The sequence below is a fragment of the Streptomyces sp. NPDC006393 genome, assembly GCF_040628575.1.
Lineage (GTDB): Bacteria > Actinomycetota > Actinomycetes > Streptomycetales > Streptomycetaceae > Streptomyces.
On sequence record NZ_JBEXZD010000063.1, the window covers coordinates 1 to 21,443 of the forward strand.

The 21,443-nt window shown below is 72.9% G+C and carries 18 protein-coding genes; 3 read left to right on the forward strand and 15 right to left on the reverse strand.

Annotated features, from left to right (window positions below; translation table 11 throughout):
- Positions 1 to 146 precede the first annotated feature (146 nt).
- The 3 genes from ABZ484_RS24015 to ABZ484_RS24025 all read right to left on the reverse strand — a co-directional run bounded on the left by ABZ484_RS24015 (position 147) and on the right by ABZ484_RS24025 (position 5,177).
- Entirely contained in the window at positions 147 to 2,207 is a 2,061-nt protein-coding gene (locus ABZ484_RS24015; RefSeq protein ID WP_358868000.1) for a glycoside hydrolase family 31 protein, read from the reverse strand.
- 334 nt (positions 2,208 to 2,541) lie between these two features.
- Complete coding sequence (locus tag ABZ484_RS24020; RefSeq protein WP_358868001.1) at positions 2,542 to 3,663, reverse strand: PfkB family carbohydrate kinase; 1,122 nt, start codon at positions 3,661 to 3,663, stop codon at positions 2,542 to 2,544.
- 206 nt (positions 3,664 to 3,869) lie between these two features.
- Positions 3,870 to 5,177: a glucarate dehydratase family protein gene (locus ABZ484_RS24025; protein WP_358867971.1), complete on the reverse strand. Its 1,308-nt coding sequence runs from the start codon at positions 5,175 to 5,177 to the stop codon at positions 3,870 to 3,872.
- Between the two features lie 348 nt (positions 5,178 to 5,525).
- On the opposite strand from ABZ484_RS24025, the gene ABZ484_RS24030 reads away from it, so the two are divergent.
- Complete coding sequence (locus tag ABZ484_RS24030; RefSeq protein ID WP_358867972.1) at positions 5,526 to 6,752, forward strand: MFS transporter; 1,227 nt, start codon at positions 5,526 to 5,528, stop codon at positions 6,750 to 6,752.
- On the opposite strand, the gene ABZ484_RS24035 is transcribed toward ABZ484_RS24030, so the two are convergent.
- The 10 genes from ABZ484_RS24035 to hrcA all read right to left on the reverse strand — a co-directional run bounded on the left by ABZ484_RS24035 (position 6,704) and on the right by hrcA (position 17,755).
- Positions 6,704 to 7,708 carry an adenosine deaminase gene (locus ABZ484_RS24035; RefSeq protein WP_358867973.1) on the reverse strand — a complete coding sequence of 335 codons (1,005 nt, stop codon included), beginning with the start codon at positions 7,706 to 7,708 and terminating at the stop codon, positions 6,704 to 6,706. The genes ABZ484_RS24030 and ABZ484_RS24035 overlap by 49 nt on opposite strands.
- Positions 7,709 to 7,728: 20 nt before the next feature.
- On the reverse strand, positions 7,729 to 8,634 hold the full coding sequence (locus ABZ484_RS24040; RefSeq protein ID WP_358867974.1) for a ribonuclease Z: 906 nt from the start codon (positions 8,632 to 8,634) through the stop codon (positions 7,729 to 7,731).
- Positions 8,635 to 8,649: 15 nt separating this feature from the next.
- Positions 8,650 to 9,003, reverse strand: coding sequence for a histidine triad nucleotide-binding protein (locus ABZ484_RS24045; protein ID WP_358867975.1), 354 nt, complete (start codon positions 9,001 to 9,003; stop codon positions 8,650 to 8,652).
- 207 nt (positions 9,004 to 9,210) lie between these two features.
- Positions 9,211 to 12,429 carry a PDZ domain-containing protein gene (locus ABZ484_RS24050; protein WP_358867976.1) on the reverse strand — a complete coding sequence of 1,073 codons (3,219 nt, stop codon included), beginning with the start codon at positions 12,427 to 12,429 and terminating at the stop codon, positions 9,211 to 9,213.
- Between the two features lie 92 nt (positions 12,430 to 12,521).
- The gene (locus ABZ484_RS24055) at positions 12,522 to 13,085 is read right to left on the reverse strand and encodes a hypothetical protein (protein ID WP_358867977.1); all 564 of its coding nucleotides are present in this window, start codon (positions 13,083 to 13,085) and stop codon (positions 12,522 to 12,524) included.
- A 154-nt stretch (positions 13,086 to 13,239) separates the two neighbouring features.
- Positions 13,240 to 13,632 carry a VOC family protein gene (locus ABZ484_RS24060; protein ID WP_358867978.1) on the reverse strand — a complete coding sequence of 131 codons (393 nt, stop codon included), beginning with the start codon at positions 13,630 to 13,632 and terminating at the stop codon, positions 13,240 to 13,242.
- A gap of 32 nt (positions 13,633 to 13,664) precedes the next feature.
- Positions 13,665 to 14,405 (reverse strand): 16S rRNA (uracil(1498)-N(3))-methyltransferase, encoded by a 741-nt coding sequence (locus ABZ484_RS24065; protein WP_358867979.1) that lies wholly within the window; start codon positions 14,403 to 14,405, stop codon positions 13,665 to 13,667.
- The gene (locus ABZ484_RS24070; RefSeq protein ID WP_358867980.1) at positions 14,402 to 15,490 is read right to left on the reverse strand and encodes a nitronate monooxygenase; all 1,089 of its coding nucleotides are present in this window, start codon (positions 15,488 to 15,490) and stop codon (positions 14,402 to 14,404) included. The genes ABZ484_RS24065 and ABZ484_RS24070 overlap by 4 nt, the downstream gene beginning before the upstream one ends.
- A gap of 111 nt (positions 15,491 to 15,601) precedes the next feature.
- Complete coding sequence (dnaJ, locus tag ABZ484_RS24075) at positions 15,602 to 16,738, reverse strand: molecular chaperone DnaJ (protein WP_358867981.1); 1,137 nt, start codon at positions 16,736 to 16,738, stop codon at positions 15,602 to 15,604.
- Positions 16,739 to 17,755, reverse strand: a complete 1,017-nt coding sequence (hrcA, locus tag ABZ484_RS24080) for a heat-inducible transcriptional repressor HrcA (RefSeq protein ID WP_358867982.1) — start codon at positions 17,753 to 17,755, stop codon at positions 16,739 to 16,741. It abuts the gene before it with no gap.
- Positions 17,756 to 17,904: 149 nt separating this feature from the next.
- Here hrcA and ABZ484_RS24085 point away from each other — a divergent pair, with 149 nt between their 5' ends.
- Together ABZ484_RS24085 and ABZ484_RS24090 are read left to right on the forward strand one after the other, a co-directional pair.
- Entirely contained in the window at positions 17,905 to 18,636 is a 732-nt protein-coding gene (locus ABZ484_RS24085; protein WP_358867983.1) for an MBL fold metallo-hydrolase, read from the forward strand.
- A gap of 31 nt (positions 18,637 to 18,667) precedes the next feature.
- A complete protein-coding gene (locus tag ABZ484_RS24090) occupies positions 18,668 to 19,489 on the forward strand; it encodes a DUF3097 domain-containing protein (RefSeq protein ID WP_358867984.1) in 822 nt (273 codons plus the stop codon).
- Here the strand turns inward: ABZ484_RS24090 and ABZ484_RS24095 are convergent.
- Entirely contained in the window at positions 19,461 to 20,045 is a 585-nt protein-coding gene (locus tag ABZ484_RS24095) for a Uma2 family endonuclease (protein WP_358867985.1), read from the reverse strand. The genes ABZ484_RS24090 and ABZ484_RS24095 overlap by 29 nt on opposite strands.
- A 99-nt stretch (positions 20,046 to 20,144) precedes the next feature.
- The gene (gene hemW / locus ABZ484_RS24100) at positions 20,145 to 21,377 is read right to left on the reverse strand and encodes a radical SAM family heme chaperone HemW (RefSeq protein WP_358867986.1); all 1,233 of its coding nucleotides are present in this window, start codon (positions 21,375 to 21,377) and stop codon (positions 20,145 to 20,147) included.
- Between the last annotated feature and the right edge of the window lie 66 nt (positions 21,378 to 21,443).

Consider the following 21,443-nt stretch of genomic DNA (forward strand, 5'->3'; position numbering starts at 1 on the left):
CCAGTTTATGAACCTAGGGACTGGTGATGTGTGGTGTGCTGTTCCGAGACCCCGGCGGGGACTCCGTCCCCTGCACCCCTGCCCCCTGCGTGCCCGAGGGCCGGTCGCCCCTTGGCGGCCGGCCCTCTGATCGTGCGGTGGGTTTCTCAGCGCAGGGCCCGCAGGGCCTTGTCCGCTCCCTTCGCGCCCAGTTTCACGAAGACCGGGGTGGTGCCCAGGGGCGTGGCGTAGGACGTGAGGGTCCTGCCGCCGTGGACGGCTCGGCCGTGGGCCACGTCGTACCAGGTGCCCGGGGGCAGGTGGATGCTTCTGGTGGGGGCGTCGGTGAGCTGGGGGGCCGCCAGGACGGCCGGGCCCAGCATCCACTCGTCGGTGATCGTGTAGGCGGGCTTGTCCTCCGGGAAGTCGAAGAACAGGGGGCGCATGATCGGGTCGCCGGTCCTCAGGGTCTGCTGGACCTGGTCCCAGATGTACGGGGCGAGGCGGGCGTGGCGGGCGATGGCCTCGCGGTAGAGGGCGATCGTCTCCTCGTCGTACACCACCTTCTGGCCCGTTCTGGGGTCGATCGTGTCCACGGGGGACGTGGAGGCGTACATCAGCGGCATCAGGGCGGCCGACTGCGCCCAGCGGACCAGGACCTGCTTCGTCGGCGCGGGCTGGGCGCTGGAGCCGCCGATCATGTCGGTGGTGACGAAGGGATAGCCGATGGTGGAGATGGCGAGGTTCTGGGTGACGGAGGCGCGCAGGGAGTTCCAGCCGGTGCCCTTGTCGACCTGGCGGGTGACGAACCCGGCCTGGTGCGCGGCGCTGTCCCAGTGGACGCGGATGCCCACGCCCTGGAGGTCGTAGGTGTCGGCGAGTTGGGCGCCCAGGCGCTGGTAGTCCGTGGGCTTGTAGCCCTCGTGCGGGGCGCACTTCTCGTCGAAGAAGCGGGTGTCGAACTTCAGGCCGTCGACGTCGTAGGTGTCCATGAGGGACTTCAGCCGGCCCTCGTACCAGGCCTTCGCCTCCGGGTTGCCGAGGTCGACGATGCCCGCGGTGCCGTTCCACCAGGTGACCGTGCAGGGCTTGGCGGTGTCGGTGGCGTCCTTGAGCAGGTAGCCGTGGTCGGCGGCGTACTGGTACTGGTCGGAGTCGAGGTTGATCCACAGGGTGACCCAGAGGCCGAAGTCGAAGCCCAGGTCGTGGATCTTCCGCGACATCGCCTTGGGGTCGGGGTACGCCTTCGGGTCGAAGGTCATGTTCCCGTAGTTGGACTCCCACTTGTCGTCGAGCTGGAGGGCGTGGCCGGTGATGCCGTTGTCGTGCAGGTCCTGGGCGTAGTCGAGGAGCTTGGCCTGGTCGACGTGGGTGTAGAACTGCGCCCAGGAGTTCCACACGGGCTCGGCGTACTGCCGGTAGCCGGCGTCGCTCTTCGTGGGCTTGCCCACGATGCCGACGTAGTCGCGGTAGACGTCGAGGGGGGTCCGCTCCACGAAGACCGTCGCCCGGTACGGGTCCGCCGACTCGATGTCGAAGCGGCCGACACCGTCCGTGTTCTGGTTGATCGCCACGTCCATGACGTGACCGGTGTCCACACGCAGTCCGGTCGCGGCGGAGGTGTACCAGAAGGGGTCGATCATGTAGTACGAGGCCGGGCCGAAGGCGGGGTGGACGACCTGGCCGGTGTCGAGCGGCCAGGGCTGGTCGGTGCCGGGGCCGCCGTTCGGCGTCTGGGCCTCGCCGTGGCCGTACCAGTGGCCGGCGGACTTCAAGTCGTAGGCCAGGCCGAGGCGTTCGGGGGTGAGGCCGCTGACCTGCCAGTCGAGCTGGTAGCGGTCGGCGGAGGGGGTGACGCGGGCCTGGACCGTGGCCCCGGGCGCGGTGGTGGCGGCGGTGAGGGTCAGGACGCCGTTCTTCCAGGACCAGTCGGTGACGCGGGTGGCGTGCTGCCAGGTCCCGGCGGTGCGGAAGCGGAGGGCTCCGGTGTCACCGGGCGCGGTGGCCAGGACGGTGGTTCCGGAACGGCGGGTGGTGAGGGCGAGTTGATCCGTCGCCACATGGAGGGTGTAGCCGGGTGCGGTGCGGTCCGGGGGGACGGTCAGGGTGAGTTCGGCGGCGGACGTGGCGAGTTGGGGGGTCCGGGGGGCGGGGGCGGCCTGTGCGCGGTTCTGCGCGGAGAGGCCGACGGGGAGGGCGAGAGCCAGGGCGAGGGCGGCGAGGAGCACTCGGGGTCTGCCTGTTGGTCTGCGCACGACGCATGTCCTTCGACGGTGGGAGTCCGGAGCAGCAAGTCATGGTCAGGAGGTGCGGGAGCCCGTGCGTCATCGTGCGTGCCTGCAAGATGACGGCAAAATCGCGCTTGACTGCAAAATCGTGCTTGATTCAGCCGATAATTGAGCAGCAAACGTCAACTGTCAATGCCGTGCTCCGGCTCGGGCCCGGCCCGGCGCCATGACCTGGTGTGCCTGCGGGCGAGGGGCGGTCCGGTGGGCGGCCCCGTACGTCAGCCCGGTATGTGCAGCGGGCGGTCGAGCGACCGGCGTCGTTGGGCGCGGCCGGTCACGCGGACCTGCCGAAGCCGATGGTGGGTACGGCCCTGCGCCGCGGCCACGGCTGCGCGCACGTCTCCGGCACCAGGTCCCCCAGGAAGGCGTACCGCCGCAGGGCCGCCGGGTCCTGGGCGTCCACCGACTGGACCTTGCGCCACCAGGCCGCGACCTCGGACCAGCCGGGCGCCGACAGCGAGCCGCCGAACTCCTGCACGGACAGCGCGGCGGTGAGGCCGGCGAAGGCGAGGCGGTCGGCCAGCGGCCAGCCGGCCAGCGTGCCGGTGACGAAGCCGGCCACGAAGACGTCGCCCGCGCCCGTGGGGTCCAGCGCCTCCACGGCGATGGCGGGCACCTCGGCGGTCTCCCCGGTGCGCCGGTCGACGGCGTAGGCGCCCTCCGCGCCGAGGGTGACCACCGCGACCGGCACGAGGGCGGTGAGCGCGCGAGCGGCCGTACGCGGGCAGTCGGTGCCGGTGTAGCGCATGGCCTCCTGGGCGTTGGGCAGGAACGCCTCGCAGTGCTCGAGGTCGGGCAGGGCCGCCAGGTCCCAGGCGCCGGTCTCGTCCCAGCCGACGTCCCCGAAGATGCGTGTGCCCCGGTGCGCGGCCTCGGCGATCCAGGGCGAGCGCCTGCCGGGGATCAGGGAGGCCACGGCGGCTCGCGCGCGGGGCGGGCAGGTGAGCGCGCCCTCCTGCGCGAACTCGGCGTCGGGGGGTGGCTCGTGGCCGTGCGAGACCATCGTGCGCTCGCCCTCGTAGGCCATGGAGACGGTGACCGGGGAGTGCCAGCCGGGCACGGTGCGGGACGGCGAGAGGTCGATGCCCTCGCCCTGCTCCAGCGCGTCCCAGCAGTACTCGCCGTAGTGGTCGTCGCCGAAGGCCGCGGCGAGCGCCGTGCGCAGGCCGAGGCGGGCCAGTGCGGTCGCCATGTTGGCCACGCCGCCCGGGCTCGACCCCATGCCGCGCGCCCAGGACTCGGTCCCGCGCACCGGTGCGGAGTCGAGCCCGGTGAAGATGATGTCCAGGAAGACGGTGCCCGTGAGGTACACGTCCCAGGGCGGGTCGCCCGTGGCCCGCAGCCCGGCCAGCGGATCGAACTGCGGACCGAGGTGGGCGTGCGGCGCCCCGACGATGTACTCCCGGCCCCCCGGTCCCTGGTCCTGGCGGTGTCCCTGGTCCTGGCGGTCCGGCCCCTTTCCGGCGGGTGTGCTGGACGCGGTCACGGTGCGCTCCCTGACGTGGTGCGGATCAGGCCAGTGTGCACCAGAGGGCTGACAACGCGTCGGCGGTCACGCCGGGGCGGGGCGGCCCCGGCGGGGCGGCCGGGGCCGGTGGGCGCCTACCAGCGGGGCACCGCGGGCGTCGCCCAGCCCGGTTCGGCGACCCGCATCGCCGCCGCGTCGTCGCGGTCCCTGAGCGAGCCGTCGTCCGCGGCCCACCGCCGGTGCAGCCGGGCCAGTTCGTCGCGGTCGAGTCCGACACCGAGGCCGGGGGCGTCCGGGACGGCGACCCGGCCGCCCTCGAAGGCGAGGCGCTCGGTGAGGACGTCCTCGGACTGCCAGGGGTAGTGCGTGTCGCAGGCGTGGTGCAGGTTCGGCACGGTGGACGCCACGTGGGTCATCGCGGCCAGGCTGATCCCCAGGTGCGTGTTGGAGTGCATGGACACGCCCACGCCGAAGGCGTCGCACAGCGCCGCCAGGTGCTGGGTGTTGCGCAGGCCGCCCCAGTAGTGGTGGTCGGAGAGGACCACCTGCACCGCGTCCTTGGCGACCGCCTCCTTGATCTCGGCGAACGTCGTCACGCACATGTTGGTGGCCAGCGGCACCCCGGTGCGCGCCGCCACCTCGGCCATGGCGGGTGTGCCCAGCGCCGGGTCCTCCAGGTACTCGAGCAGGTCCCCCAGCTCCCGCGCCACCCTCACCGACGTCTCCACCGACCAGGCCCCGTTGGGGTCCAGCCGCAGCGGGTGCCCGGGGAACGCCTCCGCCAGGGCCCGTACGGCGGCGATCTCCTGCTCCGGCGGGAAGACCCCGCCCTTGAGCTTGAAGGAGGTGAAGCCGTGGCGCTCCTTGAACCGGCGGGCCTGCTCCACCACTCCGGCCGGGTCGAGGGCGGTGCCCCAGTCGTCCTTCTCGGACGGCACGCCCTCGGGGTGAGCGCCCCACTTGTAGAAGAGGTAGGCGCTGTAGTCGACCGAGTCCCGCACCTTTCCGCCGAGCAGCGCGTGCACGGGCAGGCCGAGCGCCTTGCCGAGGGCGTCGAGGCAGGCGACCTCGAAGGCGGACAGCACGGACAGGCGCAGCTTGTCGGCGGTCTGGACCCCGCGCAGTCCGCCCGCGTCCACCTTCCCGCTGACCCGGGACTCGTCCACGCCGAGGTCGGTCGCGAACAGTCGGTTCACGTCCATGACCGGCCGTCCGGTGAGTCGCTCGGCGAGCGGTCGGGCGAGCTCCAGGTACTTGGTGTCGCCGTAGGTCTCCCCGAGCCCGGTGATCCCGTCGGCGGTGACGACCTCCACGATCAGCCGGGGGGTGTACGGCTGGTGGACGCCTTGCGTGTTCAGCAGCGGCGGGTCGGCGACCAGGATCGGCGTCAGCCGCACCTCGGCGACGGTCAGATCACGGGCAGCGTCGGCGGCACGGGTCACAGGGAGGCTCCTACGAGGTCGGTCCGGCGGTGAAGGAGGGCCTTGCGGCCGAGGGGTCGGCGGGTCGAGGGATTGCGGTCGGCGAGGCCGGCGGGGGCGCGCCGCCCACCAGACTATCCCTCCCCATCCCTTCTTATGAATAGCGTCCACATACAGGAACAACGAGTGCCACCTCCTACCCGCGCCCCCACCCCGCAAACCAAAACGTGACGCAGATCGCACCGCCCGCTGCTCTTCACCGAACCACGTGCTTGATACAACTTGTTCGCGCGGGCACGTCCGTCGACGACCGTCGCCCCTCCCCCTCTTTCCGAATCTCGTTGTACGAGCCGTTTTCTGGGAACGCCCGTGTCCGCCCGCCGCCCCCTGCCCTGGCCCCTCGTCGCCCTTTTCACGGCCGGGAACCTCGCCCCCTACCTGCTGCCGACCACCGTCGGAAGGCTCGACAGCGGCCTTCCGCTCTCCGCCACCCAGGCGGGCGCCATCGGCAGTGCGCTGCTGCTGAGTTCGGCGACGGCGGGTTTCCTGCTGGCTTCCCGGGTCGACCGGACCGGGACGCGCCCGCTCGCCCGCCTCGGCCTCGTGCTCGCCTTCCTCGGCTACGGCGGTGCCGCCCTCACCACCGTCGTACCCGCGGTCGTCGCCGGTGCGGTGGCCGGCGGGTTCGGCTCGGGCACGCTCACCGCGGTCGCCGTGAGCGGCTTCGCCGCCCATCGCGACCCGCACCGCGTCACGACGTACGGCCTGCTCTGCGTCTCCGCCCTCGCCGGAGCCCTGTATCTGACGCTGCCTCACCTCGGGCCGGGCCACGGCCTCCCCCTGGCCGCGCTCGCCCTGACCGCGCTCGCCGTCTGGCCGCTCACCGGCCGCCTGGCCGGCCCCGCGGTCCCGGACCGGTCCGTGGCCGGCGAGCGGCGGCTTCCCCACCGCCGCGCCGGGCTGCTGCTGGCCGCGACCATGCCCTGCTGGTCCCTGGCGCAGAACGCCCTGTGGGGCGTGAGCGGCCGGCTCGGGCTCACCCAGGCGCACCTCACCGAGGTCACCGTCGGCGCGGTGTTCGCGGTGGCGCTCGGCGCCGGACTGGCCGGGGTCGCCGGTGCGGGCGCGCTCGGCACACGGCTCGGCCGGGCGCTGCCCATAGGCGGCGGCACGGTGCTGATCGCGGGCTGCATCGCGCTCAGCGCCTCGGCCACCGACCTGCCGGCGTTCGCGGGCGGGGAGATCGCCTGGAACCTGTTCTATCCGGTGGTGCAGACGTACGTCATCTGCCTCGCCGCCTCACTCGACCCGCGCGGCCGCTGGGCGGTGTTCGTCGGATCGGCGTGCTCCCTGGGCACGGCGGCGGGCCCGCTGACCGGGAGCCTGCTGGCGGAACGGGCGGGCTACCCGGTGATGGGCGAGGTGCTGGCCCTCGTCCTGCTGCTGACCGCCGTGCCGTTGGCGGCGGTGGCACTGCGCGCGGGCAGGCGGCTCCTGCCGGTCGTGGACGTCCCGGTGGAGGCGCCCGCCGCGGCCGTGCGCAGCGCCTACGACACCGCGTCCCCGAACTGGTACGCCTCGACCTCGGCGAGGTAGCGGGCGCGCCGCTCCTCGTCGTCCTCCAGGAAGGAGGCGAGGAAGGAGTTGCGGGCCAGCTCGCGCAGCCGCTCCCCGGTCAGGCCGAGGGTGCGGTGGACGGCTGCGAAGTTGTCACCGGCGTAGCCGCCGAAGTAGGCCGGGTCGTCGGAGTTGACCGTGCACAGCAGACCGGCGTCGAGCATGGCGGGCAGCGGGTGGTCGGCCAGGGTGTCCACGGTGCGCAGCCGGACGTTCGACAGCGGACACAGGGTCAGCGGAACCCGCTCGCTGACCAGCCGCTCGACCAGCGCGGGGTCCTCCAGGCAGCGCAGCCCGTGGTCGACGCGCTCCACGCCGAGCACGTCCAGCGCCTCGGTGATGTACTCCGGCGGGCCCTCCTCACCGGCGTGCGCCACGCGGCGCAGCCCGAGGGCGGCGGCGGCCTCGTAGACCGCGCGGAACTTCGTCGGCGGGTGCCCGACCTCGGCGGAGTCGAGTCCGACACCGGTGATCCGGTCGAGGTACGGCTTGGCCGCGTCCAGCGTCGCCAGGGCCGACTCGGCGGACTCGTCGCGCAGGAAGCACATGATGAGCCGGGTGGAGACGCCGTGGTTCTCCGCGCTGCGGCCGAGCGCCCGCCACAGACCCTCGACGACCGTGCCCATGCCGACCCCGCGCACGGTGTGGGCCTGCGGGTCGAAGAAGATCTCGGCGTGCCGCACGCCCTGTGCGGCGGCCCGCGCGAGATAGGCGTTCGCCAGGTCCTCGAAGTCCCGCTCGGTGCGCAGGACGGCCATCAGCTCGTAGTACAGGTTCAGGAAGGACTGGAGGTCCTCGAACCGGTAGGCCTCGCGGAGCGCGTCGGTGTCGGCGTACGGCAGCGTCACGCCGTTGCGCGCGGCCAGCTCGAAAGCCAGCTCGGGCTCCAGGGTGCCTTCGATGTGCAGGTGCAGTTCTGCTTTGGGCAGGGGCATCAGAGCATCGTACGGCCTGGTCACCGTCGTTTCGGAAGCGGCACCCGGAGCAGGTCGTACGCCACGGTCAGCTCGCCCTCGAACCCGGCCGCACGCGCCTGCCGCTCGAACTCCTCGGGCTCGGTGTAGCGCTGGCTGAAGTGCGTCAGGACCAGGTGCCGTACGCCCGCGTCCCGCGCCACCCGTGCCGCCTGACCGGCCGTCAGGTGGCCGTACTCCTCGGCCAGCCCCTCGTCCCCGTCGAGGAAGGTGGACTCGATCACCAGCAGGTCGCAGCCCTCGGCGAGGGCGTGCACCCCCTCGCACAGCCGGGTGTCCATGACGAACGCGAACCGCTGTCCGCGCCGCACCTCGCTCACCGCCTCCAGCGGGACGCCGTTCAGCGCCCCCTCCCGCTGGATGCGGCCCACGTCCGGGCCCTTGATCCCGTGCGCGGCGAGCCGGTCGGGCAGCATGCGGCGCCCGTCGGGCTCGACGAGCCGGTAGCCGTAGGACTCCACGGGGTGGGAGAGCCGGCGGGCCTGAAGGGTGTAGTTCTCCGTGGTGGCGAGGGTGCCGTCGGCGTCGACCGGGGCCTCGGAGAGCGAGACGGTCTCACGGTAGGCGGTGGCGTACCGCAGACGGTCGAAGAAGCGCCGGCCGGAGAGCGGGTAGTGCGCGGTGATCCGGTGCGGCACCTTGTCGAGGTTGATGCGCTGGATCACCCCGGCCAGGCCGAGCGAGTGGTCGCCGTGGAAGTGGGTGACACAGATCCGGTTCAGGTCGTGCGCCGCGACCCCGGCGCGCAGCATCTGGCGCTGGGTGCCCTCGCCGGGGTCGAACAGGATGCCCTCGCCGTCCCAGCGCAGCAGATAGCCGTTGTGGTTGCGGTGGCGGGTCGGGACCTGGCTGGCGGTGCCGAGGACGACGAGTTCACGCACGGACATGTCTCCTGCCGGGTCCTAGCCGGGGGGCCACTGGAGGCCGCGGCCGCCCAGGACGTGGGCGTGGGCGTGCCAGACGGTCTGGCCGGCGCCGGGGCCGGTGTTGAAGACGATGCGGTAGCTGTCGAGCTTGTCCTCGTCGGCGATCGTCCGGGTCTCGCGCAGCACGTCCGCGGCGAGTTCCGGGGCGGCGGCGGCGAGGGTGGCGGCGTCCTTGTAGTGCGCCTTCGGGATCACCAGGACGTGGGTGGGTGCCTGGGGGTTGATGTCGCGGAAGGCGACGGTGGTGTCCGTCTCACGGACGATCGTCGCCGGGACCTGCCCCGCGACGATCTTGCAGAACAGGCAGTCGTCCTGGGGTTCCCCTGCCATGGGTGCTCCTCCGGAGTGATCGAGTACTAGGGCATGTTAGCGAGGGATGCTTTCCTGGTGCCCGGAGTTGTGCTGGGGGCGGGTTGCGCAGCCCGGCTTTGCGGGGTGCCGCCCGCGCCCACCCGTGCCGCCCTGGGGGTACCTCCCAGGCGTCAAGCACTGGGGGAGGCACGTATGCCCGCGGGTTACGGACACCGCTGCCCGCAGCTAGGGCAGGGACGGCGGGGTCTTCGCCGGGGTGGTCTCCAAGGCTTCCAGGGCGAGCCGGATCGCCTCGTCGAGCTGGGTGTCGCGGCCCGCCGCGTGGTCCTGCGGTCGCTGGACGACCTCCACGTCCGGATCCACGCCGTGGTTCTCGACGCCCCAGCCGTAGCCCTCCAGCCAGAAGGCGTACTTCGGTTGGGTGATCAGGGTGCCGTCGACCAGGCGGTAGCGGCTGTCGATCCCGATGACGCCGCCCCAGGTGCGGGTGCCGACGACCGGACCGATGCCCAGCGCCTTGATCGCCGCGTTGACGATGTCGCCGTCGGAGCCGGAGAACTCGTTGGCGACGGCGACGACGGGGCCGCGCGGCGCGTCGCGCGGGTAGCTCTCCGGGCCCATGCCGCGGGGCAGGTCCCAGCCCACGATCCGCCGGGCCAGCTTCTCCACCACGAGCTGGGAGGTGTGGCCGCCGCGGTTCTCCCGGACGTCCACGACCAGGCCCTCGCGGGCCACCTCGACGCGCAGGTCGCGGTGGATCTGCGCCCAGCCGGGGGCCTGCATGTCGGGCACGTGGAGGTAGCCGAGCCGGCCGCCGGACTTCTCGTGGACGTAGGCGCGGCGGTCGGCGACCCACGCGTGGTAGCGCAGCGGCTCCTCGTCGGCGAGGGGCACGACGACGGCGTGGCGCACCTCGCCGCCGCCGGACGGGGAGATGGTCAGCTCGATGGGCTTGCCCGCCGTGCCGACCAGCAGCGGGCCGGGCCCGGTCACCGGGTCGACCGGACGGCCGCCGACCGCGACGATCGCGTCGCCGGCGCGCACCGCGACGCCGGGCGCGGCGAGCGGACTGCGCGCCTCGGGGTCGGAGGTCTCCGAGGGCAGGATCCGGTCGATGCGCCAGCTGCCGTCCTCGTGCCGGGAGACGTCCGCGCCGAGCAGGCCCTGCCTCGGGCCGTCGCCGAAGCTCCCGTAGGGGGTGACGTAGGCGTGCGAGGTGCCCAGTTCGCCGTGCACCTCCCACAGCAGGTCCACGAGGTCGTCGTGGGTGGCGAGGCGGTCCAGGACGGGCCGGTAGCGGTCGAGGACGCCGTCCCAGTCCACGCCGCCCATGTCCGGCCGCCAGAAGTTGTCCCGCATGACGCGGCCGGTCTCCTCGTACATCTGCCGCCACTCGGCGGCCGGGTCGACGGTCTGCCGGACCCGGCCGAGGTCGACGGTGATGTTGGAGTCGCTGTCCTCGTCGCCGGAGGCGCGCCGGTCGCTGGGGACGACCTTCAGCTTGTCGTCGGTCCACAGCAGGACGCGCTTGCCGTCTCCGCTGACCTCGAAGTGGTCGGCGTCGGCGGCCAGATGCTCGATGCGCTGCTGGGCGAGGTCGTAGCGCTCCAGCTCGGTCTTCGGGTCGGGATCGTCGGGGGTGGCGCGGGAGGCGCCGAGCACTCCGGTGACCGGGTGCCGCAGCCACAGCACGCCGTCACGGGCGGCGCGCAGGTTGGAGTAGCGGGCGGCCTCGACCGGGAAGGGCACGATGCGGTCGGCGAGGCCGTCGAGGTCGATCCGCGTCGTCGGGGTGCCCTCGCTGTCCGGGGTCTCCTCCTTCTCGGAGACCTCGAAGGGGCGGCCGTGCCGTTGCGGCCCGAACGGGGAGGGCGTGGTCGCGGCCAGGGTGATCAGATGGGGGCGGGAGCTCTCCACGAACGCCAGGTCGAAGACGTGTTCGTCGTAGACGGGGTCGAAGGAGCGGTGGGAGAGGAAGGCGAGGTGCTTGCCGTCCAGGGTGAACGCGGGGGCGTAGTCCTGGAAGCGCAGCGGGGTCGCGTCGGTGACCGACAGGTCGGTGGTGTGGGCCAGCCGGATCTGGCTGAGCGGGCGCGGTCCGGGGTGGGACCAGGCCAGCCAGGTGGAGTCGGGGGAGAACGCGAGGTCGGTGACGTCGCCGTGCTCGCTGCGGTCGACCTCGCGGACCTCGCCGGTCTCGCGTTCGACGAGCAGCAGCCGCCCGTCGTGGGAGGCGACCGCGGCCCGGCCGCCGTCGGGGGCCATGGCCAGTTCCAGGACCCGGCCGAGCCGCCCCGCGGCCAGCCGGCGCGGGGTCGCGCCGGGGGCCGGGCCGGTGGCGGGCGCGAACTCCAGGGCGTCGTCGCCCTCGGCGTCCGTCACCCACACCACCCACTCCTCGCCCTCGGCGCGGAAGGTGCGCGGCAGCCGGGCCCGTACGCCGGGGTCGGCGGCCAGCGCGCGGGCGGGGCCGGAGCGGTGGGTGACCCAGTGCACGGCGCCGCGCACGGCGACGGCGCTGCCGCGCGCGGTGTGGTCGGGGGCGGCGGAGCCGAACCAGCGGGAGGCGTTCACCGGGTAGGGCTGGAGGTCCACGCGCGGGCCGCCGAGCCGGATGTCGAGCCGGCGCGGTTCGGCGCCGTCGAGGTCGTCCAGGAGCCAGAGTTCACCGGCACAGGAGTAGACGACCCGGGTGCCGTCGGTGGCGGCGTGGCGGGCGTAGAAACCGTCGAGGGGGGTGTGCCGGCGCAGGTCGGAGCCGTCGGCGAGGGAGGAGTACAGCGCGCCGGTGCCCTCGTGGTCGGAGAGGAACGCGATCCTCTCCCCCACCCACAGCGGGTACTCGAGGTTGCCGTCCAGTTCCTCGTGCAGCCGTACGAACTCGCCGGTGTCCTCCCGGTCGATCCACAGCCTGCCCGCCGTGCCGCCCCGGTACCGCTTCCACCAGGCCGCCTCGCGGCCCATCGGCGCGGACAGCAGCACGGTGTGCGGCCCGTACGCGATGTCGCCGACCGGGCCGTACGGCAGGGTGGTGGCCGGTCCGCCGTCCAGCGGGACGGCACGGGCCCAGCTGCGGCGCAGGCTCGCCTGGCCCTGCGTGCTCAGCGCGAGCACCCGGCCGTCCGGGGTCCAGCCGCGCACCTGGGTGCGCCAACTCCCCCAGTGGGTGAGGCGCTTGGCCGGGCCGCCGTCGGCCGGGGCGATGTGCACCTCGGGGGCGCCGTCCCGAGTGGAGGTCCAGGCGACGGTGGTGCCGTCGGGCGAGACACGGGGGTGGTTCACCGGCACGTTGTCGGCGCTGACCCGCCAGGCGCGCCCGCCGTCCAGCGGCGCGAGCCACACGTCGTCCTCGGCGGTGAAGGCGACCGACTCGCCGTGCAGATGGGGGAAACGGAGGTACGCCGCCGTCGACACGGACAGCACAGACGATGCGGACTGAGTCACCCGATCACCCTACGCAGCGGCGGCGGCCGCGGACAGGGGTCCGGATCACTTGGCCCTGCCTCCTTCGCACGTCACGCCGTGGACAGGGCACCTCACTTGCCCTGGACCGGCCAGCAGGTCGGGTCGCCCTGGCACCAGATGGTCCGGGTGACGGTGACCGTGACCGTCGGCCCCGGCTGCCCGTGGGTGCCGGGCGGCCGGTAGGTGGGGCCGGTGGTGGCGTCGCAGTCGCCGAGCCCGCTGACGTGGAAGACCACCCTGCCGCCCACCTTCGCGGTCAGGTTCCCCCGCACACAGGCGCCGCTGACGGCCCGGGTGACCTTGCCGGTGACGGTGATCTTCCGGCCGTCCTTGGTCTCCCCCTGGCAGTCGACGGAGGCGACGGTGGCGCGGGACGCCGACGGCGTCGGCTTCCCGGGCGTGGCGGTCCTGCCGCCGTCGTCGTAGTGGGCCGTGCAGCTGAGCCGGCGCACGGAGATGTGCCGCCGGTTCAGCTCGGCGGTCGCCGTGCGGTCGGTCGTATAGGACACCGACGCGGTGCTCAGCCCACCCGGATCACATGCGACGGCCCCGCCCGCGGCGAGCGCCACGAGCCCCGCCGCGGCCATCGTCCGCCGCCCGCGCGGCAGTTGCCGCATCCACCTCGACACCCCCATGCACGCCAGCGTGCCACCGGCCCGCCCCCCGTGGAAGAGCGCATACGGCCACACACGCGCCGCACGCGCCCGCACCACCGGCCACATGTCCGACCCACACGTCCGGCCACACGTCCGGCCGCACGTCCGGCGGCACGTCCGGCCGCCGTCGTCGTCAGCCGCGCAGCAGCAGCCACTCCTGGAGCTCCACGAGGTTGCCCTCCGGGTCCTTGAGGTGGGCGACGCGCATGCGGTCCGTCATGGGGGCCGGGCCGTGCAGCAGGGTCGCGCCGCGGGCGGTCAGCTCGGCACAGTAGGCGTCGAGGTCGTCCACGCGCAGGACCACCAGGGAGCGGTGGCCGCTGGCCTCGTCGCCCAGCTCGCCCAGCACCTCGGCCATCATCGTCCGGTCCTGCAAGGCGATGCCCGCGGACCCGGTGGCCGGGCTGAACTTCTCGTACGGCCCCTCGGCCGCCCCGGACTGCGGCTTGAGGCCCAGGATCTCGGCGTAGAAGCGGTAGGCGGCGGCGAAGTCGGTGACGAGCAGCCGGACTTGGGCGAGTTCCACGGCATCCCTCTACGGTTCGGGACCGGCGGTTGTCAGGACCAGCGGCCGGTCCGGCCCATCAGCAGGGCGGCCGCCGCGGTCCCCGCGGTCGATGTACGCAGCACCGTACGCCCGAGGACGTACGCCTTCGCTCCCGCCTCCTCGAACGCCGCCAGCTCTTCCGGGGAGACACCCCCTTCGGGGCCGACGACGAGCACGATCTCGCCGTCGGTGGGGAGTTCGGCGCGGGCCAGGGGTTCCTCGCCGCTCTCGTGGAGGACGGCGGCGAAGTCCGCTTCGGCCAGAAGTGCGGCAACCTGTCGGGTCGTCGCCGCGTCCGCGACCTCCGGGAAACGGACCCGGCGGGACTGTTTGCCGGCCTCGCGGGCGGTCGCCCGCCACTTGCCGAGCGCCTTGAGGCCGCGCTCGCCCTTCCACTGCGTGATGCAGCGGGAGGCCTGCCAGGGCACGACGGTGTCGACGCCGACCTCCGTCATCGTCTCCACCGCCAGCTCACCGCGGTCGCCCTTGGGGAGGGCCTGCACGACGGTGATGCGGGGGGACTCCGGGGGCTCCTCGTGCAGGGTCTCCACGTCCATGACGACCAACCGGTCCTTGCCCTCGGCGGCCTTGACCACGCCCTCGGTCCAGCGACCGCGCCCGTCGGTGAGCACCACGTCCTCACCGGGCCGCAGCCGCTTCACCGACACCGCGTGCCGCCCCTCGGGGCCGTCGAGCACGAACTCCGGTCCGATCCCGGCCAGCTCGTCGACGACGAACACCGGTGCGGTCATCGCACGTCACCTCCCGTCGACGGACGGGCGGACAACGCCGCCCGGGCGGCGTCGAGTTCGGCCGCCAGCAGCTCCACCAGCTGTCCGGCGGGCAGCTCGCGGGCCATGCGGTGGCCCTGACCCGCCCACAGCGCCATGCCCTGCGGGTCGCCCGCCTCGGCGGCGGCCTTGCGCAGCGGGGCGGCGAGGTGGTTGATCTCCGGGTAGGCGGCCGGCGCGTACGGGCCGTGCTCGCGCATGAACCGGTTGACCAGGCCGCGGGCGGGCCGGCCGGTGAACGCGCGGGTCAGCTCCGTGTGCGGGAAGAGGGGGTCGGTCAGGGCCTGCTTGTGCAGGTCGTGCGCGCCGGACTCGGGGGTGGTCAGGAACGCGGTGCCCAACTGGGCGGCGCTCGCCCCGGCCGCGAGGACGGCGGCGATCTGGCCGCCGCGCATGATGCCGCCGGCGGCGACCACCGGGAGGTTCACCGCCTCGCGGATCTGCGCGACCAGGGAGAGCACGCCGATGCCGGAGCCGTCGTTCTCCGGCAGGTCGCGGTGGGTGCCCTGATGGCCGCCGGCCTCCACGCCCTGGGCGACCACCGCGTCCGCGCCCGCCCGCTGCACGGCCAGCGCCTCCTCGACGGTCGTCGCGGTGACCAGGGTGAAGGTGCCGGCCCGGTGCAGGGAGTCGACCACCTCGCGGGTGGGGACGCCGAAGTGGAAGGAGACCACCGGCACCGGGTCGTCGAGGAGCACGGCGAGCTTGACGTCGTAGCCGTCGTCCCGTCCGCACTCCGGGTCGCCCAGCTCGGTGCCGTACCAGGTGGCCTCGCCTGCCAGCTGCTGGGCGTAGAGGTCGACGGCGCCGGACTCCGCATGCTCGGCCTGGGGTACGAAGACGTTCACGCCGAAGGGGCGGCCGGTCAGCCCGCGCAGCTGCTTGATCTCCTGGTACATCCCGTCGGCGGTCTTGTACCCGGCGGCGAGGAACCCGAGCCCGCCCGCGTCGGACACCGCGGCAGCGAGCCGCGGCCCGGAAGGACCGCCCGCCATCGGGGCCTGCACGATCGGGTGCGGGAAGAGATCGGTCAGTGCGGAGGACATGAGCGAATGGTGTCACGTCCTGCTCAAGGCTCCGAATCGGGCCGACTTCCGGCATATGCGAGAGGCGCCCACTGCCGGCAGCGGACGCCTCCCTTCGATCATGAGCCCAGGTCAGCGACCGTTGAACGCATCCTTCAACCGCGAGAACAGCCCTTGCTGCCCGGGCTGGAACTGCCCCTGTGGCCGCTCCTCGCCGCGCAGCTTGGCCAGCTCGCGCAGCAGGCGCTCCTGCTCGGGGTCGAGCTTGCTCGGGGTCTGGACCTCGACGTGGACGACGAGGTCGCCCCGGCCGCCGCCGCGCAGATGCGTGACGCCCCGGCCGTGCAGCGGGATCGACTGGCCGGACTGCGTGCCCGGTCGGATGTCGACCTCCTCCAGGCCGTCCAGGGTCTCCAGCGGCACCTTGGTGCCGAGGGCCGCCGCGGTCATCGGGATGGTGACCGTGCAGTGCAGGTCGTCGCCGCGCCGCTGGAACGTCGGGTGCGGCAGCTCGTGGATCTCGACGTACAGGTCACCGGCCGGGCCGCCGCCGGGGCCGACCTCGCCCTCGCCCGCGAGCTGGATGCGCGTGCCGTTGTCCACACCGGCCGGGATCTTCACCGTCAGCGTGCGCCGGGCGCGGATGCGGCCGTCGCCCGCGCACTCCGGGCACGGGGTGGGCACGACGGTGCCGAAGCCCTGGCACTGGGGGCAGGGGCGGGACGTCATGACCTGGCCCAGGAAGGACCGGGTGACCTGCGAGACCTCACCGCGGCCACGGCACATGTCGCACGTCTGGGCGGAGGTGCCCGGCGCGGCGCCCTCGCCGTTGCAGGTGTTGCAGACGACGGCCGTGTCGACCTGGATGTCCTTCGTGGTGCCGAAGGCGGCCTCGTCCAGCTCCACATCCAGCCGGATCATGGCGTCCTGGCCCCGGCGGGTGCGCGAGCGCGGTCCGCGCTGCGACGCCGTGCCGAAGAACGCGTCCATGATGTCGGAGAAGTTGCCGAAGGCGCCGGCGCCGAAGCCGCCCGCACCCGCCGCGCCCGACTGCGAGAGCGGGTCGCCGCCGAGGTCGTAGACCTGCTTCTTCTGCGGGTCCGACAGCACCTCGTAAGCGGCGTTGATCTCCTTGAACCGCTCCTGGGTCTTCGGGTCCGGGTTGACGTCCGGGTGCAGCTCGCGCGCGAGCCGCCGGAAGGCCTTCTTGATCTCTTCCTGCGACGCGTCGCGACGCACGCCGAGAACGGCGTAGTAGTCCGTGGCCACTTACGACTCCGCCAGGATCTGTCCGACGTACCGTGCCACTGCGCGTACCGCTCCCATCGTTCCCGGGTAGTCCATGCGGGTCGGTCCGACCACGCCGAGCTTGGCGACTGCCTCGCCGCCCGAACCGTAGCCCACCGACACGATGGACGTGGAGTTGAGTCCTTCGTAGGCGTTCTCGTGACCGATGCGCACGGTCATGCCCGGATCCTGTGTCTCACCGAGCAGCTTCAGCAGGACGACCTGCTCCTCCAGCGCCTCCAGGACGGGCCGGATGGTGAGGGGGAAGTCGTGTCCGAAGCGGGTCAGATTGGCGGTGCCGCCGATCATCAGCCGCTCCTCGTTCTCCTCCACCAGGGTCTCCAGGAGCGTGGACAGCACCGTGGAGACCGTCCCGCGGTCCTCGAGGTCGAAGCCCTCGGGCAGGTCCTCCACCAGCTGCGGCACGTCCGTGAAGCGGCGGCCGGCGACCCGGCTGTTCAGCCGCGCCCGCAGGTCCGCGAGCGAGGCCTCCCCGAACGGGGCCGGGCAGTCCACCATCCGCTGCTCGACCCGCCCGGTGTCCGTGATCAGCACCAGCATCACGCGCGCGGGCGCGAGCGACAGCAGCTCCACGTGGCGCACCGTCGAACGGGTCAGCGACGGGTACTGCACCACGGCGACCTGCCGGGTCAGCTGCGCCAGCAGCCGCACCGTGCGGGCCACCACGTCGTCGAGGTCGACGGCGCCGTCGAGGAAGTTCTGGATGGCGCGCCGCTCCGGCGCGGTCATCGGCTTGACCCCGGCGAGCTTGTCGACGAAGAGGCGGTAGCCCTTGTCGGTGGGGATACGGCCCGCGCTGGTGTGCGGCTGGGCGATGTAGCCCTCGTCCTCCAGGGCCGCCATGTCGTTGCGGACCGTGGCCGGTGAGACGCCGAGGTTGTGCCGCTCCGTGAGGGCCTTGGAGCCGACCGGCTCCTCGGTGCCGACGTAGTCCTGGACGATGGCACGCAGCACCTGAAGCCGTCGCTCACTGAGCATCGCGCGCACCTCCAGAATCTTCCTCGGCTCCCGCCTGGCACTCGGCGCATACGAGTGCCAGCATTCCCGCGCCCAGTGTACGGCCGTCGGGTATACCGGCGGCAAGGCTGGTGCCGACAGGCCGATGCCGGGAGGGCTAGCGTCGCGGCATGACGGTGACTTGGGAAGAGCTGGGGTGGGAGCGACTGGCGGAGGGGGTCGGCCGGGTGCGGCTGCCGGTGTGGGACTGCACGGCGGGACTGGTCGTCGGCGCGGGGGCCGCTCTGCTCGTGGACCCCGGGGCGAGCCTCGCGGAGGGTGCCCGGTTGCGGGCGCAGGCGCGGGAGCTCGCCGGTGGCCGTGTGACACTTCTCGCGCTGACCCACCCGCACTTCGACCACGTGCTCGGAGCGGCGGCGTTCCCGGACGCGGAGGTCTTCGCCGCCGAGGGGTCGTCCGCCGTGTACGACGACGACCGCGAGCGGGCGGAGCTGCGCGCGGACGCCGTACACCACGGGCTGGACGAGCGGGCGGCGGACGAGGCTGCCGCGGCACTGGTACGGCCCGGCCACGAGGTCTCCGACCGACTGGCCCTCACGCTGGAGGGTGGCCGCGATGTGCTGCTGGTGAACGTGGGGCCGGGCCACACCGCGTACGACCTGGCGGTGGTGGTGCCGGGCGACCGACCGGTGGTGTTCTGCGGCGACCTGGTCGAGGAGTCCGGCGAACCCCAGGCCGGCCCCGACGCCGTGCCGTCCGGATGGCCCGCCGCCCTGGACCGGCTGCTGGAGCTGGGCGGCGAGGACGCTCTGTACGTCCCCGGTCACGGAGCGGTGGTGGACGCGGCCTTCGTCCGGGCCCAGCGGGACGCCCTGGCGGCACGCTTCGGCGTGTCGCGATGATCGGCGCCTTGCTTCTCCTATCGTCACTCGAATGCGCCAGTATTCCGCCGACCTGACCCCTCCCTGGAAGAAGCCGAAGGCCGTGCCGGAGGTACCCGCGGAACCGGGCCTGGTGGTGGAGGAGCCCGACACCGGTTTCTGCGGGGCGGTGATCCGCTGCGAGGCGGGCACGGTGACCCTGGAGGACCGCTTCGGCAAACACCGGGTGTTCCCCATGGAACCGCGCGGGTTCCTGCTGGAGGGTCGGGTGGTGACGCTCGTACGGCCGTCCGCGCCGGCTCCGCTACGGCCCACCCGCACCGCCTCCGGCTCGGTCGCCGTCCCCGGCGCACGCGCGCGCGTGGCCCGCGCCGGGCGGATCTATGTGGAGGGCCGGCACGACGCCGAGCTGGTCGAGAAGGTGTGGGGCGACGACCTGCGCGTCGAGGGCGTGGTCGTGGAGTACCTGGAGGGCGTAGACCACCTGCCGTCGATCGTCGAGTCCTTCGCTCCGGGCCCGGACGCGCGGCTGGGCGTCCTGGTGGACCATCTGGTGCCGGGCACGAAGGAGTGGCGGATCGCGGAGTCGGTGACCAGCGAGCACGCGCTGGTCGTGGGCCACCCGTACATCGACATCTGGGAGGCGGTGAAGCCGTCCGCGCTGGGCATCCCCGCCTGGCCCACGGTCCCGCACGGCCAGGACTGGAAGACGGGCGTGTGCCGTGCGCTGGGGTGGCCCTCGGAGAACACCGGGGCGGTGTGGCAGGCGATCCTGAAGCGGGTGGGGTCCTACAAGGACCTGGAGCCGGAGCTGCTGGGAAGGGTGGAGGAGCTGATCGACTTCGTCACGGCAGCGGAAAGCGGTGGGGCTTGACGTCGGGGAGCGTGCCGAACCCGCTGGTGTCCAGGTCGACGCCCAGCGCCTCGATCCGCAGCGGTTCGCCGAATTTCCTCTTGGTCTGCCCCTTGTAGTCGGCGCTCTCACCCTTGCCTTCGGGCCACGTCAGCAGGACGCACTGCGCCATGACCGGATCGACGATGAGGTAGATGGGAATCCCGCCCGCTGCGTAGATGGAACGCTTGACGCAGTAGTCCCTCTCGACGCTGGTCTTCGACACCACCTCGACGACCATCGTGACGAGACTGGCCGGGAGGAGCCGACCCGAAGCGGGCAGGATTTCGGGAGCGACGACCACAAGATCCGGGACAGGCTCGCTGGCTTCGTCGATGATGTCGACGTCCTGGGTCTGAAGGCTGTACCAGTGCTCAAGAGGAATCTGCCTCCCGAGCAGCATCACGATCAGGTTGTGCACCGGATCAGGGCTCGCCGTCATCACGATTTGCCCCCGCAGAAGCTCCACCGTGAGTCCGTCGGGCGGCTCGAACCCCTCGAAGAACTCTGCGACTCCGCGTTCGTCCACAGCGGTCATCTCCGTGGCCTCCACATTCGCCGCGTACTGTCAGCGGCAGACTACGAACCAGGTTAGGGACCGAATCGGGGTTCCGGGGGCATTCACCCGCCGGAGTGATCAGTCCACCAGGTCCCGCACCACCGCGTCCGCCAGCAGCCGCCCGCGCAGCGTCAGTACGGCCCGCCCCGCCTCGTACGGCCCCTGCTCGAGCAGCCCGTCGGCCAGGGCGCGCCGGGACGCCGCCAGGCCCTCGGGACGCAGCAGGTCCAGCGGCACCCCCTCCCGCAGTCGCAGCTCCAGCAGGATCCGCTCCACGCGCCGGTCCTCCTCCGACAGGACCTCACGCCCTGCCCCCGGCGACCGGCCCTCCGCGAGCGCCGCCGCGTACGCCCCCGGGTGCTTGACGTTCCACCAGCGCACCCCGCCCACGTGCGAGTGCGCCCCCGGGCCCGCGCCCCACCAGTCGGCGCCGCGCCAGTACAGCTCGTTGTGCAGGCAGCGGCCGGCCTCGGAGGTGGCCCAGTTGGACACCTCGTACCACTCGAAGCCCGCTGCCGAGAGCGCCTCTTCCGCGATCAGATAGCGGTCGGCGTGCACGTCGTCGTCCGTCGTCGGGATCTCGCCGCGGCGGATCCGCCGGGCGAGTTGGGTGCCCTCCTCGACGATCAGCGCGTAGGCGCTGATGTGGTCCGGGGCCGCGCCGAGCGCCGCGTCCAGCGACGCCCGCCAGTCGTCGTCGGACTCGCCGGGGGTGCCGTAGATCAGATCGAGGTTGACGTGCTCGAAGCCCGCCGCTCGGGCCTCGGCCACACACGCCTCGGGGCGGCCGGGGGTGTGGGTCCGGTCGAGGATCTTCAGCACGTGCTGTCTCGCGCTCTGCATGCCGAAGGAGATCCGGTTGAAGCCGCCCTCCCGGAGGGTCGCGAGGTACGCCGGGTCGACCGACTCCGGGTTCGCCTCCGTGGTGATCTCCGCGTCCGCCGCCAGGCCGAACTCGTCCCGGACGGCCCCCAGCATCCGTACGAGGTCGCCGGCGGCCAGCAGGGTCGGCGTGCCGCCGCCGACGAAGACCGTGCGGACCTCGCGCGGGTCGTCGCCGAGCACCTTGCGGGCGAGGCGGATCTCGTCGATCAGCGTGTCCGCGTAGTTGTCCCGGGAGGCCAGGACTCCGCCCGTGCCGCGCAGCTCGGTCGCCGTGTAGGTGTTGAAGTCGCAGTACCCGCAGCGGGTCGCGCAGTACGGGACGTGAAGGTAGAAGCCGAGCGGGCGGTCGGCCGCCCCGGCGAGCGCCTGCGCGGGCAGTGCGCCGTCGGCGGGGACGGGCTCGCCGTCGGGGAGTGCGGAAGGCATGTCCTCCATTGTCCAGCACCCGGGCGGTTGCCCCGCCGGGCCGGCCCGGGGCGGTGGCCCGCCATC

What these genes read in the sequence shown, in the direction of transcription:
- ABZ484_RS24035 (WP_358867973.1), bottom strand. Translation starts at nt 7,708, where the DNA reads ATGCCCCTGCCCAAAGCAGAACTGCACCTGCACATCGAAGGCACCCTG.
- ABZ484_RS24040 (WP_358867974.1), bottom strand. Translation starts at nt 8,634, where the DNA reads ATGTCCGTGCGTGAACTCGTCGTCCTCGGCACCGCCAGCCAGGTCCCG.
- ABZ484_RS24045 (WP_358867975.1), bottom strand. Translation starts at nt 9,003, where the DNA reads ATGGCAGGGGAACCCCAGGACGACTGCCTGTTCTGCAAGATCGTCGCG.
- ABZ484_RS24055 (WP_358867977.1), bottom strand. Translation starts at nt 13,085, where the DNA reads ATGGGGGTGTCGAGGTGGATGCGGCAACTGCCGCGCGGGCGGCGGACG.
- ABZ484_RS24065 (WP_358867979.1), bottom strand. Translation starts at nt 14,405, where the DNA reads ATGACCGCACCGGTGTTCGTCGTCGACGAGCTGGCCGGGATCGGACCG.
- ABZ484_RS24070 (WP_358867980.1), bottom strand. Translation starts at nt 15,490, where the DNA reads ATGTCCTCCGCACTGACCGATCTCTTCCCGCACCCGATCGTGCAGGCC.
- hrcA (WP_358867982.1), bottom strand. Translation starts at nt 17,755, where the DNA reads ATGCTCAGTGAGCGACGGCTTCAGGTGCTGCGTGCCATCGTCCAGGAC.
- ABZ484_RS24085 (WP_358867983.1), top strand. Translation starts at nt 17,905, where the DNA reads ATGACGGTGACTTGGGAAGAGCTGGGGTGGGAGCGACTGGCGGAGGGG.
- ABZ484_RS24090 (WP_358867984.1), top strand. Translation starts at nt 18,668, where the DNA reads ATGCGCCAGTATTCCGCCGACCTGACCCCTCCCTGGAAGAAGCCGAAG.
- ABZ484_RS24095 (WP_358867985.1), bottom strand. Translation starts at nt 20,045, where the DNA reads ATGACCGCTGTGGACGAACGCGGAGTCGCAGAGTTCTTCGAGGGGTTC.
- hemW (WP_358867986.1), bottom strand. Translation starts at nt 21,377, where the DNA reads ATGCCTTCCGCACTCCCCGACGGCGAGCCCGTCCCCGCCGACGGCGCA.